A 16,116-nucleotide genomic window follows, 5' to 3' on the forward strand; every position below is an offset into this window, starting at 1 on the left:
AATCCGGAGCACGTGGCCAGCTCCGCCCACGAGACCTCGACAGCGCGCAATGCGCCGACCAGTTCATCGCGCTCTGTCAGCAGGGCGCGCTCGACCCGATGCAACTTCCCGAGTTGTCGTGAGATGTCCCGAAGCCGTTTGTTGTCTGTTGGTTGCGAGTGTGAGGACGATTGCGGTCTGTGTTCCGCGGGGCGTCTTCTCGGGGAGGGACCTTCGGCCTGGGGCGTTGGGAGGGTTCCGAGGATGATGGTCTATGAGATGAGATTCCTCGAGAACGTTCCGCGGTTCCTGTTCTTCACCGGCAAGGGCGGCGTCGGCAAAACCTCGGTCGCATGCGCCACAGCGGTCCGCCTCGCGGCCCTTGAGCGGCGCGTGCTGCTCGTGAGCACCGACCCGGCATCCAACCTGGGCCAGGTGTTCGGCCTCACGATCGGTAACCACGTCACTGCGATCCCTGACGTGCCTGGATTGGCTGCGTTGGAGATCGATCCCGAGCAGGCGGTCGAGGCGTACCGGGAGCGCATCATCGGGCCTGTGCGCGGCATGGTGCCAGCTGAGGAACTCGCAAGCATCACCGAAGGGCTCTCGGGCTCGTGCACGACAGAGATCGCGTCCTTCGACGAGTTCACCCAGCTCCTGACCGACGACAGTGCGTACGGGCAGTACGACCACATCCTCTTCGACACCGCACCCACCGGGCACACCATCCGGCTTCTTCAGTTGCCGGGGTCGTGGACCGAGTTCCTCTCCACCGGTGGCGATGCGTCGTGTCTCGGCCCGCTCGCGGGACTCGACAAGCACCGCGCGACATACGCAGCCGCGGTGGAAGCCCTCACCGACCCCGCCCGCACCAGGCTCATCCTGGTCGCGCGCCCGCAGTCCTCCGCGTTGAAGGAGATCGAGCGCACGTTCTCGGAGTTGACGGCGATCGGGATGACCAACGGATTCGTCGTGATCAACGGAGTTCTTCCCGAGAGTGCTGGTGAGGAGCCCATCGCGGATGCGCTGCGCCAGCGAGAAGATTCCGCGATGACGGCCGTACCCGCCGCGATCGCAGATCTACCGCGCGACGTGCTGGAGCTCAAGGCAGACAACGTGGTTGGTCTCGATGCCCTCCGTTCGTTCTTCAGGTCGGGCTCTGCCGAAACGACGGCCCCCCGCGTGACGGATCTCGCGGATGTGCCTGATGCGCCTCTGGTGGCCCTGGTGGAGGAGATCGAGCGTGGTGGGCACGGGCTCGTGATGTGTATGGGCAAGGGTGGAGTCGGCAAGACGACGATCGCTGCGGGCGTCGCACTTGCCCTGGCAGAGCGCGGCCATGAGGTGCTCCTGACGACGACCGATCCGGCCGCCCACCTGACGGACACGCTCGGTGCAGAGGTCGATGGCCTCACGGTCACCCGCATAGATCCGGACAGCGCCCTCGAGCAGTACAGAGCTCACGTCATGGCGACGAAGGGAAAGGATCTGGACGAGGAGGGCCGTGCGGCCCTTGCCGAAGATCTGATGTCGCCGTGCACAGCCGAGGTCGCCGTATTCCAGCAATTTTCGCGCGCGGTGCATGACTCGCGTCGGAAATTCGTCGTCATGGACACGGCCCCCACCGGTCACACGCTCCTGCTGCTGGATGCTGCGGGCTCGTACCACCGCGAGATCGCACGACAGATGGGTGCCGCGAACATGTCGTACTCGACGCCGTTGATGCGACTCCAGGATCCCGCGCAGACCAAGATCATTCTCGTGACGCTCGCGGAGACGACACCCGTGCTCGAAGCCGCCGGTCTCCAGGAGGATTTGAAGCGGGCTGGCATCCACCCCTGGGCGTGGGTAGTGAACAACTCCATCGCCGCTGCGCATCCGCAGTCGGCGTTCCTGCGCACACGCGCGCGCAACGAGGTCACGCAGATCGTCCGAGTACGCGAGTTGTCGGATCGTGTGGCGATCGTCCCGCTGCTGGCGGAGGAGCCGATCGGAGTAGCCCGGCTTTCTGCCTTGACCGGCGGCATTCCTCAGTTCGCGTGAGTCCTACCGCCGAATGACAAGCAAGCCGCCGACGGCGCATCCGGCCGCCATGACGAAGCCCATCGCCGAGTACGAGCCGAGGGATGCCGCCAATATCGCGGCCGCGCCAGGCGCGAGTGCGGTGAGCGCGGCCACGGGACCCGCGAGCATGCCATTGAGCCGGCCATAGGACCGCGATCCCCAGCGGTCCGCGATAGCGGACGCTTGCACGAGCGTGAGCGCACCACGCACCGCTCCCGCGACGATCGCGATTGAGAAGATCCAGATCGGTCGGCCTGCGGCGGCAAACCCCACAAGAACGGTGGCTCCCAGCAAGCCGACCACCGCCGGAGCGATCCAGGGGGCCGCTGTGCGCGGCATCCCGAGGTAGAGGAGTCGGCCGAGGACTTGGCCCGCGCCGATGAGGCCGAGCACCCACGATGCCGTCTGAAGGTCCATGCCCTTCTGCACAGACGCCGGTACCGCGGACAGGGTGACCGCGTACAGCGAGAAAGACATCAAAGCGAGTGAGCTGGCCAACACCCAGAATCGGACGGTGCGAAGCACCTGACGAGCCTCTGCGGCGTTGCCTGGCTGGCTGCCGAGGTGAGCCCAGTTGCGTTCCACCGTGAGGGCGTACGTCGGGATGAGTACGGCGGCGAGGACCACGGCAAGAACCACGAATGCCACCCGCCAGCCGGTCAGTTCCACCAGCCATGCGGTAGTCGGAGCGAAGATCGTGGAAGCCAGGCCGCCGGCAAGCGTGACGAGGGTCAGGGGGCCGCGGCGGCCTTCCTGGTGTCGGTGCGTGATGATCGTGAACGCGGCTTGGTAGAGGACAGCGGCTTGGGCGGCACCGCACACGATCCAGGCGGCCACGAAGACCCAGATGCTCGGCGATGCTGATGCGCCCAACAGCGCGAGGGTGGCGATGATCGCACCGCAGACCATGACGCGCCGAGGGTGACTGTCCAGCCACCGGCCAACGGGGATCGCACACACCGCGGATGTCAACAGACCTGCGGTGATTGCGACGAATATGGACTGCTCGTCCCAACCGGTGTCAACCGCGATCGCGGGCGCGGCGACCAGGACGGCGTAGTAGAGAACGCCCCAGGCGACGATCTGCGCGATCGCGAGGGCGGCCAGTCCCGTGCGCGGTCGCGAGAGTACGGTCATCAGCCGCCAGACGCCGCCGGTGCGGCGGTCGCGACGGGGAAGAAGGCGCGAATCAGTAACCAGCCGAGGGCGGCGCCGACCAGCTGCGCTCCGATGAATGGCAGGACGGAGGTGGGTGCAATGCCGGCGAATGTGTCGCTGAAGGCGCGTCCGACCGTGATCGCGGGGTTGGCGAAGCTCGTGGACGAGGTGAAGAAGTACGCGGCGCCGATGTAGGCGCCGACGGCTGGAGCGGCCAGGTGCGACCGTCCGGTGCGGACGAGAGCGAAAATCACCAGGACGAGACCGGCAGTCGCGACGACCTCCGCGAGAAGATGCGGCCACGTGGCTCTGTCATTCGAGCTCCATGCGACGGCGGGCTCGGCGAACATCAGGTTCGCAAGGATCGCGCCGGCGATGCAGCCGAGCACCTGCGCAGGGATGTACGCCGCCGTCACGGCCCACCCCTTGCGGTGAAGCAGTGCGTCGACGACGGATACCACCGGGTTGAAGTGGGCTCCGGACACCGTCTGAAAGACCAGGATCAGAACGGCCAGACCGAGCGCTGTCGCAAACGCGTTCTCGAAGAGGGCGAGACCGGTATCGGATGGCGACAATGTCTGCGCAGCAATGCCGGAGCCGACGACGACCGCAGCGAGGAGCGCGCTGCCGAGGAACTCGCCGGCGAGGGCGCGAGTGGTGTCCGGACTCACGACGCGATGAGCAGCTGCGAGACGCGGTCGAGAGCGCCGGGGACGAGCTTGAAGTACGCCCACGTGCCGCGCTTGCTGCGAGTGAGGAATCCCGCCGCGGTGAGCACCTTCAGATGATGTGACACCGTCGGCTGGCTCAGCCCCACCGGCTCGATCAGGTCGCACACACACGCCTCAGAGCCTTCCGATGCCGAGACAATCGACAGCAGCCGGAGGCGGGCCGGGTCGGCGAGAGCTTTCATCGTCGTGGCGAGCTGCTCCGCCTCTTCGGCAGTGAGCGGCTCACGCTGGAGGGGAGTGCAGCAGCCGCCTGCGGTCACGTCGGTCACCTCGAGCATCGTGGTCATACATCGACAATAGTAGATATTGACAGATGTCGATAGAGCGGTGCACAATCGGGTATCGACGTTCATCGATATTCTGCTGGAGGATGCTGTGACCCTGCTCGACCTGACGCCCCGTGTTGAACAGAACGACCGACTCGCAACGCTACCTGTCGCGATCGTCGGTGCCGGCCCGATCGGACTGGCCGCTGCCGCACATCTTCTAGAGCGTGGCATCGACTTCGTCATCTTCGAGGCAGGCGAGCAGGCGGCAGCCAGCGTCCGCGCATGGGGCCACACCAGGCTGTTCTCGCCGTGGAAGCACCTGGTCGACCCGGCCTCGCGGCGACTGCTCGAGGCGCAGGGATGGGAGCTGCCGGAACCTGAGCGCGCTCCGACCGGCACCGAGCTGGTCGAGAAGTACGTTGCGCCGCTGGCTGCGCTCGAGCCGATCGCCACGCGCACGCGCACCGGAGTCGAGGTCATCGGGGTGACCCGTGAGGGAATGGACCGCACCCGCACGAGGGCACGCTTCGCGACGCCGTTCTCGCTCCGCACTAGGACCGCAGATGGGGAGATCGAAGACGTCGCCGCTCGCGCGGTGATCGACGCCTCCGGCACATACCGGTCGCCGAACTCGCTGTCGTCGGGCGGGCTCGAGTTGCTCGGCATGACGGAGATCGCCGATCGGGTGACGGCCGCGCTGCCGGATGTTCTCGGCCGAGACCGTGCCATGTTTGCCGGGCGGCACACGACCGTGGTCGGGGCCGGCCACTCCGCCGCAAACACTCTGCTCGGTCTTGTGGAACTCGCCCGGCAGGAGCCCGGCACGACCGTGACCTGGCTGATCCGCAACGCGCAGGCGGTGCGAGTCTCCTCCTCGGCAGACGACGAACTCGCCGACCGTGCACGGCTCGGCAGCCGAGTCGACCAGGCGGTCGCCGACGGGCGGATCACTGTCCTCGATGGGTTCGAGATCATCCGTGCCCATCGCACCGGCGACAGCGTTGAGCTCGTCGGGCACCGCCGCGGCGAGGTCGTCAGCCACGTCACGGACATCGTTGTGAACGCCACCGGGTTCCGCCCCGACCTGGAGATGTTGCGCGAGATCCGCCTCGAGCTCGACGACATCGTCGAGGCCCCCAAGCGACTGGCGCCCCTGATCGACCCGAACGTGCATTCCTGCGGCACCGTCGAGCCGCACGGGTTCCGCGAACTCACGCACCCCGAGAAGGGCTTCTTCGTCGTCGGGATGAAGTCCTACGGACGCGCACCGACCTTCCTCCTCGCCACCGGATACGAGCAGGTCCGTTCGGTCACCGCGTGGCTGGCAGACGACACAGCCTCGGCATCCAACGTCGAACTCGTGCTCCCCGCCACGGGGGTCTGCTCCACCGACGCGAGCGACGGAGGCGGATGCTGCTCGTGACGACCGTCCGCAGCATGGTCCCGTCCGACTGGCCGACTGTCGAGGAGATCTACCGCCACGGCATCGAGGACGGCGAAGCGACCTTCGAAACGCAGACGCCCAAGTGGGAGGCGTTCGACGCCGGCAAGATCACCGAGCCGCGCCTGGTCGCGGTCGATGACGGCGGACGCGTACTCGGTTGGGCAGCTGCGTCACGAGTCTCGACGCGTACCGCGTACCGGGGAGTCATCGAGCACTCGGTTTACGTCCACCGCGACGCGCGCGGCCAAGGACTTGGCCGACACTTGCTCGATGCGTTCGTCGCCGCGTCCGATCGGGCGGGATTCTGGACGATCCAGTCGAGCATCTTCCCTGAGAACACCGCCAGCCTCCGCGTTCACCAAGCGGCGGGGTTCCGCGTGATCGGGGCCCGCGAGCGGATCGCGCGGTCGCTTCTCGGCGCACACGCCGGACAGTGGCGCGACACCGTGCTGATCGAGCGACGCAGCGCGGTGAATGGTGACGACTGAGTCAGCGATGGCTGACACGGAGATCAGGCGGCACCTCAGCGCTGTCCGGTCGCTCGTCCTGGCCATCATCTCTGAGAATCAGCCAATGTCGCCCGAATCGATCGCCGCAGAGTGGGCGTCACGGCACCCCGAGTTGGCCGCGCGCCACCGGTCGGCCTTGCCACGCATGACTGGTCAGATCTTGTGGAGGCTTGAGAACCTCGAGTGGGTCAGACGCCAACACGACGCCATCGTGCTGACCGATCTCGGGATGCGCGCGCTAAGAATCGGCCCGCGCGACCTCTGACGTACGAGTTGCGTTCACCCTTCGTTCACATAGAGAGTCTTCTATGTGAATCGGATAGAAGCCCGTCTATCTGACTCGCTGCACCAGCGGTCCGAGATTGGCCCTCAAGGCCTGAACGAAAGCGCATCGTGAACAAGACCACAGTAAAGCTCGCGGCATTCGCAGCGATCACCGCTGCCGCACTCGCCCTCAGCGCGTGTGGCGGTCAGTCCGCCGGCGGCGAGGCGACCACCAACCCGGACGGCTCCAGCAGCGGTCTCAGCGGCGCCGTTGTCGCCGACGGATCGTCGACAGTCGAGCCGCTCACCTCTGCAGCAGCAGATCTCTTCAAGGAAGCCGAGCCCGGCGTCAATGTCACAGTTGCGACGTCGGGAACAGGTGGTGGCTTCAAGGCGTTCTGCGCCGGTGAAACCGACATCTCCAACGCGTCCCGCCCGATCAAGGACGAGGAAGCCGCTGAGTGCGAGGCGAACGGTGTCGAGTACACCGAGGTCGTCGTCGCCAACGACGGCCTCTCGGTCATCATCAACCCGGAGAACGATTGGGCTACCGACCTGACGGTCGAGCAGCTCGCCACCATCTGGGGTCCCGAGTCCGAGGGCGTCGTCAACAGCTGGTCGGATGTCGACCCGAGCTTCCCTGACGAGCCGATCGTTCTGTTCGGTGCCGGCACCGACTCGGGCACCTTCGACTACTTCACCGCTGCGATCAATGGCGAAGAGGGAGCAATCCGCACCGACTACAGCCCGTCCGAGGATGACAACATCACGGTTCAGGGTGTGGCTGGTGACGTGGGCGCGATCGGCTTCCTTGGTCTGAGCTACGTGGAGGAGAACGAAGGCGTCATCGTTGCGGCATCCGTTGACGGAGTCGCGCCGAGCACGGAGACCGTTCAGGACGGCACGTACACGCCGCTCAGTCGTCCCCTCTTCATCTACGTCAGCCACGCGTCCTACACGGACAAGCCGCAGGTGAAGGCATTCGTCGACTTCTACGTTGAGAACTCCGTCGAGGCAGCCGGGCTGGCTCTGTTCGTCCCCCTCACGGACGAGCAGATCACGACCGCGCAGGAGGAGCTCGCGTCGCTCGGTTGAGTTGACGCTGCTCCAGATTGAGTAGAACCTCCTCATGACAGCTGTCACGGAGAAGACCGGGGGCCCGAGGATCACCTCCTCGGGCCCCCGGCCCAAGAGTCACTTCGCGGGCAAGCCTCGCCCGGGCGAGGCCGTGATCAAGGCGGTCCTGAGGATTGCGGCGATCGCGACGATCCTCACGACCATCGGGATCTTGATCGCACTGCTCCTGCCCGCCCTGGAGTTCTTCACGCAAGTGCCCGTCTGGGAGTTCCTGTTCGGAACCCGCTGGGCGCCTCGGTTTGCCGACGCATCATTCGGGGTGCTCCCACTGGTCACGGCAACGCTGTGGACGACCGGGATCGCGCTGCTGGTCGCCGTCCCCTTTGGCCTGGGAGCGGCGATCCTCCTTTCGGAGTACGCGAAGCCGAAGGTCCGATCCGTCCTTAAGCCACTGCTAGAGATCCTGGCCGGCGTGCCGACAGTGGTCTACGGCTTCTTTGCCCTCCAGTTCGTTCAGGCGACGGTGTTCAGGGAGTGGCTGCAGTTGCCCACCGGCGCGTTCAGTGTCCTCGCCGCCGGGCTGGTGATGGGGGTCATGATCATTCCCACGGTCGCGTCCATCTCGGAGGACGCGATGTCGGCCGTTCCGGTCGCGATGCGACAGGGCAGCGCCGCGCTCGGTGCGAACAGGATGCAGACAACTCTTCGCGTGGTGTTTCCCGCTGCCCTCTCGGGTGTGGTCGCGGCCATCGTGCTGGGCATCTCGCGGGCCATCGGCGAGACGATGATCGTCGCGATCGCAGCGGGCAGCCAGGCGCGCATGGTCACCAATCCACTGGAGCAAGGACAGACGATGACCGGCTTCATCGCCAACGCGGCGCTGGGAGATTCCCGGGTCGGAAGCCTGGAGTACGACACGTTGTTCGCAGTCGGGCTGCTGCTGTTCCTCATAACGCTGGCGATCAACTTCATCAGCATCCGCTTCGTGCGCCGCTTCAGAGAGGCCTACTGATGTCTGTCACCGCGCACAGCCAGCGGCCGATTCCCATCGCGGAGCCCCTCGGCAAGGGGAAGAACGGAGAGCTGCGCCCCTCAGCGCTGATCTTCCTGATCCTGCTGTGGCTGTCCCTGCTGATCGCTTTCGGCGTGCTCGTGACGCTGCTCATCACGATCTTCATCGAAGGCCAGAGCAAGCTCACACTCGACCTGATCACGAACTACCCCGCCGCGACGCCCGACAATGCCGGCGCGCGGCCAGCGATCCTCGGCTCCGTGCTTGTGATCATCACCACTGCTGTCCTGTCGCTTCCGGTAGGAATCGCGGCGGCGGTGCACCTGGAGGAGTTCGCCGACAATCGCAAGTGGTACAACCGGCTGGTCGAACTCAACGTACAGAACCTCGCCGCTGTGCCGTCGATCGTCTACGGCCTGCTCGCGCTGGCGTTCCTGAAGATGCTCGGCGTCGCCGACACCAACATCGTGATCGGCGGGGCCTTTGCTCTGACACTGCTGATCCTGCCGGTCATCATCATCGCCACCCGCGAGGCGCTGCGCGCAGTCCCCGGCGAAATCCGCGATGGATCCTTGGCGCTGGGCGCGACGGCGTGGCAGACGACATGGCGGCAGACGCTTCCCGCGGCCGTACCGGGCATCGCGACCGGATCGATCATCGCCCTCTCGCGTGCACTGGGTGAGGCGGCGCCACTCCTGGTGCTCGGCGCGCTCGTGTACATCACCTTCGATCCAAATGGCCTCATGAGTGGCTACACGACAATGCCGATCCAGATCTTCAACTGGACCGGCCGACCGCAGGAAGGTTTCCACGAGTTGGCTGCGGCCACCAGCGTGCTCCTGCTCATCGTTCTCCTCCTGATGAACGGTGTCGCCATCTTCATCCGCAACAAGTTCCAGAAACGGTGGTAGCCATGAGCGACCCGACAACGACCACGAGCGACCACGACGAGCCGCACCCCAACTTCCATCCCGCGGAGGTGAGGGTTCTGCGCGAAACCCCGAGCGGCATCATCAGCTGCGAAGACGTCAACGTCTTCTACGGCGAATTCCGCGCGGTCACCGGCGTGAATCTGGACTTCGGCAAGAACGAGATCACCGCACTGATCGGACCGTCAGGATGCGGCAAGTCCACACTTCTGCGCTCGCTCAACAGGATGAACGATCTCGTCATCGGCGCCCGCGTGGAGGGGCAGGTGCTGTTCCAGGACGAGGACATCTACGGCAAGGGCGTCGACCCGATCGAGGTTCGCCGGCGAATCGGGATGGTCTTCCAAAAGCCCAACCCGTTCCCGAAGTCCATCTACGACAACATCGCCTACGGGCCCCGCGTGACGGGCATGAAGGTTGACTCGATGGACGACCTCGTCGAAGAATCACTCACGCGCGCTGCGCTCTGGAGCGAAGTGAAGGACAAGCTTAAGCAGTCTGCATTCGGCCTGTCCGGGGGGCAGCAGCAGCGTCTGTGCATCGCCCGCACGATTGCGGTGAAGCCGGACATCATCTTGATGGATGAGCCGTGTTCGTCGCTGGATCCCATCGCGACGAGCCGCATCGAGGACCTGATGCACGAACTGCGCCTGGACTACACAATCATCATCGTGACGCACAACATGCAACAGGCGGCCCGGGTCGCGGACCGCACTGCATTCTTCACCGCGCTCCCGGATGAGACCACAGGCAACCGTACTGGCGTGCTGGTGGAGTACGGCACGACATCGCAGATCTTCGAGAACCCGACCGACCAGCGCACCGAGGACTACATCAGCGGCAGGTTCGGATGACTCTGACGGCAGATCCGATCGTCGGGTCCACGCGGGTTGTCCTGCTCGCACCCGATGCCACGGCTTTGCGCGGTGGCGCGGCAGAGTTTCGGCGCTTCGGGCTTTCGATCGTGCTCCGCGAGGACGTTCTGGCGGCGCTCACAGAGGTTGTACACGACCGGACGGCAACACTCGTGGTCTCGCCGGAGATTCCGTGCACCCAGTTGCGCGATCTGCTCGATCTTGCCGTGGCCACGTGCAGTTCCTCGGTTGTCCTCGGGTTGACGCCGACGACAGATGCGGCAACGGTGAGCGCGGCGCTGCGGGCGGGTGTCCGCGGCACCGTAGACCTGCCGCTCACTCCGGAACGGTTGGCCAGAACCTTGCGGGTGATCCCGACCGGTGGCCCGGCGACAGGGCCAATCAAGATCGGGGAGCTGACGGTGGATGCCGCGCGACACCGGATCGAGTGGGCTGGTCATCAGATCGATGCCAGTCCCCGGGAATTCGCCGTCGTGCTCGAGCTTGCTCAGAGTCATCCGCGCATGGTGCCGCTTGATCAGCTTGCTGCCGGCTATCAGGGAGCCCCCGCCGATCCGCAGGCGGCGGTGCGGGTCGTGATCAACCATTTGCGTGCGCGAATCGCGAAAGTTGCCGAGCAGGGGGGTTCGGCGGTCATCGAGACGGTGCGCGGTGTCGGCTACCGGCTGGCCGGCTGACCGGCGATACCCATTTCGACGAGCAGGTCCTCCACATGCACGCGAATGAGATCGCGCACGACGCGAAGCCCGACGTCGTCCAGCGTGAGTGGGTCATCCAATTCCCAGTCCATATAGCGCCGGCCCGGATAGACAGGGCACGCATCGCCGCAGCCCATCGTCACGACATAGTCGGCAGCCTGGACGACTTCGTTGGTGAGCGGCTTCGGGAAGTCGTCCGACACAGGAATTCCTACCTCGTCCAGCGCCTCGAGGACTCGTGGATGAACGATGGCAGCAGGTTCGGAGCCGGCGGTGCGTACGTGAACGGCACCCCCCGCCAGATGACGGAGATACGCTGCGGCCATCTGCGACCGCCCCGCATTCTGAACGCAGACGAAGAGCACCTCAGGGGTGCCTCGCAATGTCAGTCCCCGCACGGAGGCCAGCGCGTCCAACCGGTCGGCTGCGTAACGGGCGGTCAACGCGGCCAAATGTGTCCGCACCCGTGCTCGCTGACTCAGCAGCAGGTAGCTCTCTGCGACATACCGCGAGACCGTCTCGGCATTGAAGGTCGAACTGAAGCGATACGACAGGTCTCGGGCGACGCTCTCGATCGTGTCCGGAAGCGCCGATATGGGCGGCTCGTTCGCGGGTGCGGGAAGCGCCGGCACTCCACTGACCAGCAGGCGACCGAACCGCACCCACGCTTCAGCCGTGAGCGTGTGCCCACCGGCAGTGTCGCGGTGCACGATGCCGACCGATTCAAGCGTGGAAAGAGCATCCGAGACGCTTGCTTGGGAGACCTGCAAAACGGTGACGAGTTCGTCCGCCGGTGCACCCGCGGCCAGAGCGCTCAGCACCCGCAGCGTCGGCGTGTCACCGAGCACGGCGGCTTGTGCGGCGCGGGTTTGCGCGGCCGCGAGGTCGAGCGGTCGACCGACGCGGTGCGGGGGTTCGGAGCTCATCGCAGGAGGTCCTCGATTGCCGGCCGACGATCGGCGGCCACGGACAGCCACGCGAACTTTCCGTCTGGTTCCCGCTCGAGAAGCCCGTCCTCGACGAGGATTCGCACGTGGTGCGTAACGGTGGGCTGGCGCAGTCCCAGCGCCTCGGTGAGTTGGGTGACCGTTGCGCGCCCGTCTGCGGAGTCGAGGATGACGCTGAGCAGTTGCAGGCGCGTGGGATCCGCGACTGCCCGAAGCGTCCGGGCCAGGTCTTCGGCGGCCGAACGCCCCAGCGGGGGATTCGATCCCGAGCTGGCTGGGGTGGGAAGCGGCGATGGCACGCCACGATCCTACCGTGGATAGACTCCCATCTATGAGTGCGGTGGTGTCGGCGCGCAGTGTGTCAGTGCTTGCGGACCCGACCCGCGCGGCAATTCTCCGGTTGATGCTCGCCACAGACGACGGCCGCGTCCTGGTCGGGCGCACGGCTGAGACGCTCGGCTTACGCCAGCCCACTGTGAGCCACCACATGCGGGCGCTTCTCGACGAGGGCATCGTGACCCGAGAACCGTCTGGACGCCAGACTTGGTACGCGATCGCGCCGGAACACCGTGAACGCATTCGCGCACTGTTTCTTGACGAATCGCTCGATGAGGTTCACGAAGTCGACCTCGATCGAGTCATCGACAACCTCGTCGTCAGATTCGACGGCGCCATAGACCGCGCAGAGGTCGAGCGCTACGTCATCCAGACCCACGACCTGCTCAAGGCCACCTCAAACCCTCGACTCCTTGGCTCCCGGACCGCGGCGTTCACGGCAGACCGCATCGAGACCGCGGTACGGGTGACCGACGTCCCCGAGGTGCTATTCGTCTGCGTTCAGAACGCCGGCAGATCACAGATCGCCGCTGCCGTGCTTCGTCACCTTGCCGGAGAGAGCATTCGCGTTCGCACCGCCGGGTCCGCGCCGTCGGACGACGTCCGCAGTTCGATCGTCGCCGCCCTCGATGAGATCGGGATTCCTCTCGTTGGCGAGTTCCCGAAGCCCCTCACGGACGACGTGGTCCGAGCAGCAGACGTTGTGATCACGATGGGCTGTGGCGACGTCTGTGCGACGTATCCCGGTACGACCTACCTCGATTGGGACGTCGATGATCCCGTAGGTCGCCCGCTCAGCGAAGTTCGGGCAATCCGAGATGAGATCACCCGTAGAGTGCACGATCTGCTCCCCGTCGTCCTCACGCGATGACACCGTCCGTTCACCGCCCGTTGTAGATTCATACATAGATGATCCTCTATGCTTCGAGGGCACAGAAAGCGAGAAACCATGTCTGACAAGCCCACCGTTCTCTTCGTCTGCGTCCACAACGCGGGTCGCTCACAGATGGCCGCGGGATTCCTCCGCGAACTCGGCGGTGGCGACATCGACGTGCTTTCGGCGGGGTCCGCACCGAAGGACCAAATCAACCCCACCGCGATCGAGGCGATGGCCGAAGAGGGCATCGACATCGCAAACAACACACCCAAGGTGCTCACAGTCGACGCGGTCAAAGAGTCCGACGTGGTCATCACGATGGGGTGCGGCGACGTGTGCCCAATCTTCCCCGGAAAGCGCTACGAGGACTGGGTGCTGGATGACCCGGCAGGCCAGGGCATCGAAACGGTGCGCCCGATCCGCGACGAGATCCGCCGCCGCGTGCAGGCGCTGGTCGAGGACTTGCTGCCTGAGCGGGTGCACGCGTGACAGGCCGCAGGGGTCAGGACGCTCTTCTGTCGCCGGACTCCGTTCTGCATCGTGCGGCTGAACGGCTGGCGCAGCAGTTCGCCGGGATGGTCAGCGAAGAGACGGTGGAGCGCGTCGTGTTCGAGTCCTACACTGCTCTCGCGCGAACGGCTGCCGTCTCCACCCACCTGCCGTCGTTGGCTGAGAAGTTCGCTCGCGACCGCCTCACCGCTCTCGCCCAGTCCCGCGGCTACATCGCCAAGCCCGTTCCCGAAGTGCTGTACGTCTGCGTCCAGAACTCCGGACGCTCGCAGATGGCCGCCGCCCTCACCCGGCACCTCGCCGGTGACCGAGTCCACGTGCGCTCCGCCGGTTCACAGCCGGGAGAAGGCATCCTCCCCTCCGTCGTTACGGTGCTCGCCGAACTCGGCATCGATGTGTCGGAGGAGTTCCCGAAGCCGCTCACCGACGACGTCGTCCGCGCCGCGGACGCCGTCGTGACAATGGGATGCGGCGACGCGTGCCCCCTGTACCCTGGCAAGCGGTACCTGGACTGGGAGCTGGCCGACCCAGCCGACCTCAGTCTCGACGGCGTCCGCGCCGTTCGTGATGACGTGCGAACACGCGTCGAGCACCTGCTCGCCGAACTCGTCCCGGCCGCCACGAAGTAGGACTGCGGGATGCACCTTGTCGCTATCGGCGGCAGCGACGCGGGGATCTCCGCTGCGCTGCGCGCCAGAGAACTCGACCCCGACGTCGACGTCACCGTCGTGGTCGCCGACTCGTATCCGAATTACTCCATCTGCGGCATCCCGTATTTCTTCTCGGGTGATGTGAAGCCCTGGCAGTCGCTCGCCCACCGCACGCGCGCCGACCTCGAAGCAACCGGCATGCGATTGAGACTGGATACGCTCGCGACTGGAATCGATGTTGCCGGCCGTCAGCTGACCGTGCGAGACGAACGCGGCGAGTCCGTCATCGACTACGACGAGCTGATCGTCGGCACCGGCGCGCTTCCCGCCTACGCCGGCATCACCGGTCTCGACCAGCTCGGACCTGACGACGGCGTACACGTCATCCATTCCATGGGCGACACCTTCGCCCTGGACAAGCACCTCACCGAACGTGATCCCCGCAGCGCCATCATCATCGGCGCCGGCTACGTCGGGCTCGAGATGGCGGAGGGCTTCACCGCTCGAGGAATCGCGGTGACCCAACTTCAGCGCGGCCCCGAGGTGTTGTCCACGCTCGACCCGGAGCTGGCGTGTCTCGTGCATGCCGAACTGATCGAGCACGGCGTCGTTGTCGACACGAACACCACCGTGCGCGCCGTGGAGAAGACGGCGACGGGGCTCATCGTTCGGGCTGAGCGGGAGGGGCAATCTGTCACGTACACCGCCGACCTGGTCCTCGCTGTCGTGGGAGTTCGCCCCAACACGAGCCTGCTCGAGGATGCCGGAGCGACCCTCGGCGCAGGCAGGGCAGTCGTCGTCGACGAGCAGATGCGCACCGGGGTGCCGCATGTATTTGCCGCCGGCGACGGTGTCGTGACCCATCACCGCTTGCTTGGTGTGACGTATCTCCCTCTGGGCACGACTGCTCACAAGCAGGGCCGTATCGCAGGGGAGAACGCGCTGGGCGCTTCGGCGCGATTCGCGGGCTCTGTCGGGACTCAGGTGGTCAAGGTCTTCGACGTCGTTGCCGCCCGCACCGGGCTTCGCGATCACGAAGCGGTTGCTGCCGGCTACTCACCGGCCAGTGCGCAAACCGTTGCAGACGACCACAAGCGCTACTACCCGGGAGCGCAGCCGATCAGCATCCGCATCACCGGCGACACCGACTCCGGTCTTCTGCTCGGCGCTCAATTGGTCGGCCGGCTCGGCACGGAGACCGCCAAGCGCGTCGACATCTATGCGACGGCGCTGTTCGCCGGCCTGACGGTCGACCAGATCAGCGACCTCGATCTTTCCTACACCCCACCGCTGGGATCACCGTGGGATGCCGTTCAAGCGGCGACACAGGCATGGTCGCGAGCGAACCAACCGATCGGAGCTCTCGCATGACTACCCCGCCGACCGTCCTCTTCATCTGCCAGCACAATGCGGGCCGATCGCAACTTGGAGCACACCTGCTGGGAGTCGTCGCGCCCGACCAATTCATCGCCAGGAGCGCCGGCGTCAGTCCAGCGGACGAGATCAACCCCGTCGTCGCCGAGGCACTTCAGGAGGTGGGCGCTGACACGTCGGCGGCGCGGCCTCGGCTGATCACCTCAGAGGATCTGGCGACCGCGGACGTGGTGGTGACAATGAAGCCCGGTCTATCTCTCCCTGGCCCGGTGACCGGGAGGCTCGTCGAGTGGGAGTTCGCAAATCCCGAGGAGTGGGACATCAACGGAGTGCGCACAATGCGCGATGGGATCGCATTGCAGATTCGCGGCCTCGCGGCGGAAATGCTTTCGAGCAGCAGACCTTGACTCCTG

At 65.6% G+C, this 16,116-nt stretch carries 19 protein-coding genes; 14 read left to right on the forward strand and 5 right to left on the reverse strand.

All coding sequences use genetic code 11. The annotated features are described in order from the left end of the window. Positions 1-243 precede the first annotated feature (243 nt). Positions 244-2,022, forward strand: a complete 1,779-nt coding sequence (gene arsA, locus ACTIFV_RS10120; protein WP_439592655.1) for an arsenical pump-driving ATPase — start codon at positions 244-246, stop codon at positions 2,020-2,022. 3 nt (positions 2,023-2,025) lie between these two features. Here arsA and ACTIFV_RS10125 read toward each other — a convergent pair whose 3' ends face one another. The 3 genes from ACTIFV_RS10125 to ACTIFV_RS10135 are packed head-to-tail and all read right to left on the reverse strand — an operon-like array spanning position 2,026 to position 4,219. Then, positions 2,026-3,180 carry an MFS transporter gene (locus tag ACTIFV_RS10125; protein WP_439592656.1) on the reverse strand — a complete coding sequence of 385 codons (1,155 nt, stop codon included), beginning with the start codon at positions 3,178-3,180 and terminating at the stop codon, positions 2,026-2,028. Next, positions 3,180-3,872 carry an aquaporin gene (locus ACTIFV_RS10130; protein ID WP_439592657.1) on the reverse strand — a complete coding sequence of 231 codons (693 nt, stop codon included), beginning with the start codon at positions 3,870-3,872 and terminating at the stop codon, positions 3,180-3,182. Before ACTIFV_RS10130 ends, ACTIFV_RS10125 begins: the two co-directional genes overlap by 1 nt. Beyond that, positions 3,869-4,219, reverse strand: coding sequence for a metalloregulator ArsR/SmtB family transcription factor (locus ACTIFV_RS10135; protein WP_439592658.1), 351 nt, complete (start codon positions 4,217-4,219; stop codon positions 3,869-3,871). The genes ACTIFV_RS10130 and ACTIFV_RS10135 overlap by 4 nt, the downstream gene beginning before the upstream one ends. Before the next feature lie 88 nt (positions 4,220-4,307). Between ACTIFV_RS10135 and ACTIFV_RS10140 the strand changes: the two genes are divergently transcribed. From ACTIFV_RS10140 to ACTIFV_RS10175, 8 genes are all read left to right on the forward strand, one after another. After that, entirely contained in the window at positions 4,308-5,624 is a 1,317-nt protein-coding gene (locus tag ACTIFV_RS10140) for an NAD(P)-binding domain-containing protein (protein ID WP_439592659.1), read from the forward strand. Continuing rightward, entirely contained in the window at positions 5,612-6,133 is a 522-nt protein-coding gene (locus ACTIFV_RS10145; RefSeq protein ID WP_439592660.1) for a GNAT family N-acetyltransferase, read from the forward strand. The genes ACTIFV_RS10140 and ACTIFV_RS10145 overlap by 13 nt, the downstream gene beginning before the upstream one ends. 7 nt (positions 6,134-6,140) lie before the next feature. Further along, complete coding sequence (locus ACTIFV_RS10150; protein WP_439592661.1) at positions 6,141-6,419, forward strand: hypothetical protein; 279 nt, start codon at positions 6,141-6,143, stop codon at positions 6,417-6,419. A gap of 128 nt (positions 6,420-6,547) precedes the next feature. Then, entirely contained in the window at positions 6,548-7,513 is a 966-nt protein-coding gene (locus ACTIFV_RS10155; RefSeq protein WP_439592662.1) for a PstS family phosphate ABC transporter substrate-binding protein, read from the forward strand. A 34-nt stretch (positions 7,514-7,547) separates the two neighbouring features. Continuing rightward, positions 7,548-8,507 carry a phosphate ABC transporter permease subunit PstC gene (gene pstC, locus ACTIFV_RS10160; protein ID WP_439592663.1) on the forward strand — a complete coding sequence of 320 codons (960 nt, stop codon included), beginning with the start codon at positions 7,548-7,550 and terminating at the stop codon, positions 8,505-8,507. Beyond that, on the forward strand, positions 8,507-9,418 hold the full coding sequence (gene pstA / locus ACTIFV_RS10165) for a phosphate ABC transporter permease PstA (RefSeq protein WP_439592664.1): 912 nt from the start codon (positions 8,507-8,509) through the stop codon (positions 9,416-9,418). Before pstC ends, pstA begins: the two co-directional genes overlap by 1 nt. A 98-nt stretch (positions 9,419-9,516) precedes the next feature. Then, positions 9,517-10,290 carry a phosphate ABC transporter ATP-binding protein PstB gene (pstB, locus tag ACTIFV_RS10170; protein WP_439592698.1) on the forward strand — a complete coding sequence of 258 codons (774 nt, stop codon included), beginning with the start codon at positions 9,517-9,519 and terminating at the stop codon, positions 10,288-10,290. Further along, positions 10,287-10,988, forward strand: a complete 702-nt coding sequence (locus tag ACTIFV_RS10175; protein WP_439592665.1) for a winged helix-turn-helix domain-containing protein — start codon at positions 10,287-10,289, stop codon at positions 10,986-10,988. The genes pstB and ACTIFV_RS10175 overlap by 4 nt, the downstream gene beginning before the upstream one ends. Here the strand turns inward: ACTIFV_RS10175 and ACTIFV_RS10180 are convergent. Then, on the reverse strand, positions 10,970-11,935 hold the full coding sequence (locus ACTIFV_RS10180; RefSeq protein WP_439592666.1) for a three-helix bundle dimerization domain-containing protein: 966 nt from the start codon (positions 11,933-11,935) through the stop codon (positions 10,970-10,972). The two genes, ACTIFV_RS10175 and ACTIFV_RS10180, sit on opposite strands and share 19 nt — an antisense overlap. Then, positions 11,932-12,255, reverse strand: a complete 324-nt coding sequence (locus tag ACTIFV_RS10185) for an ArsR/SmtB family transcription factor (RefSeq protein WP_439592667.1) — start codon at positions 12,253-12,255, stop codon at positions 11,932-11,934. Before ACTIFV_RS10185 ends, ACTIFV_RS10180 begins: the two co-directional genes overlap by 4 nt. 32 nt (positions 12,256-12,287) lie before the next feature. On the opposite strand from ACTIFV_RS10185, the gene ACTIFV_RS10190 reads away from it, so the two are divergent. The 5 genes from ACTIFV_RS10190 (at position 12,288) to ACTIFV_RS10210 (ending at position 16,110) form a co-directional block, all read left to right on the forward strand. Further along, entirely contained in the window at positions 12,288-13,163 is an 876-nt protein-coding gene (locus ACTIFV_RS10190) for a metalloregulator ArsR/SmtB family transcription factor (RefSeq protein ID WP_439592668.1), read from the forward strand. A 78-nt stretch (positions 13,164-13,241) separates the two neighbouring features. Next, on the forward strand, positions 13,242-13,658 hold the full coding sequence (locus ACTIFV_RS10195) for an arsenate reductase ArsC (RefSeq protein WP_439592669.1): 417 nt from the start codon (positions 13,242-13,244) through the stop codon (positions 13,656-13,658). Beyond that, positions 13,655-14,308 carry an arsenate reductase ArsC gene (locus ACTIFV_RS10200; protein WP_439592670.1) on the forward strand — a complete coding sequence of 218 codons (654 nt, stop codon included), beginning with the start codon at positions 13,655-13,657 and terminating at the stop codon, positions 14,306-14,308. The genes ACTIFV_RS10195 and ACTIFV_RS10200 overlap by 4 nt, the downstream gene beginning before the upstream one ends. A gap of 9 nt (positions 14,309-14,317) precedes the next feature. After that, positions 14,318-15,700: an FAD-dependent oxidoreductase gene (locus ACTIFV_RS10205; protein ID WP_439592671.1), complete on the forward strand. Its 1,383-nt coding sequence runs from the start codon at positions 14,318-14,320 to the stop codon at positions 15,698-15,700. Next, complete coding sequence (locus ACTIFV_RS10210) at positions 15,697-16,110, forward strand: low molecular weight phosphatase family protein (RefSeq protein WP_439592672.1); 414 nt, start codon at positions 15,697-15,699, stop codon at positions 16,108-16,110. The genes ACTIFV_RS10205 and ACTIFV_RS10210 overlap by 4 nt, the downstream gene beginning before the upstream one ends. Positions 16,111-16,116 lie beyond the last annotated feature (6 nt).

Origin of the sequence: Microbacterium sp., assembly GCF_051860965.1 — a bacterium.
Lineage (GTDB): Bacteria > Actinomycetota > Actinomycetes > Actinomycetales > Microbacteriaceae > Microbacterium.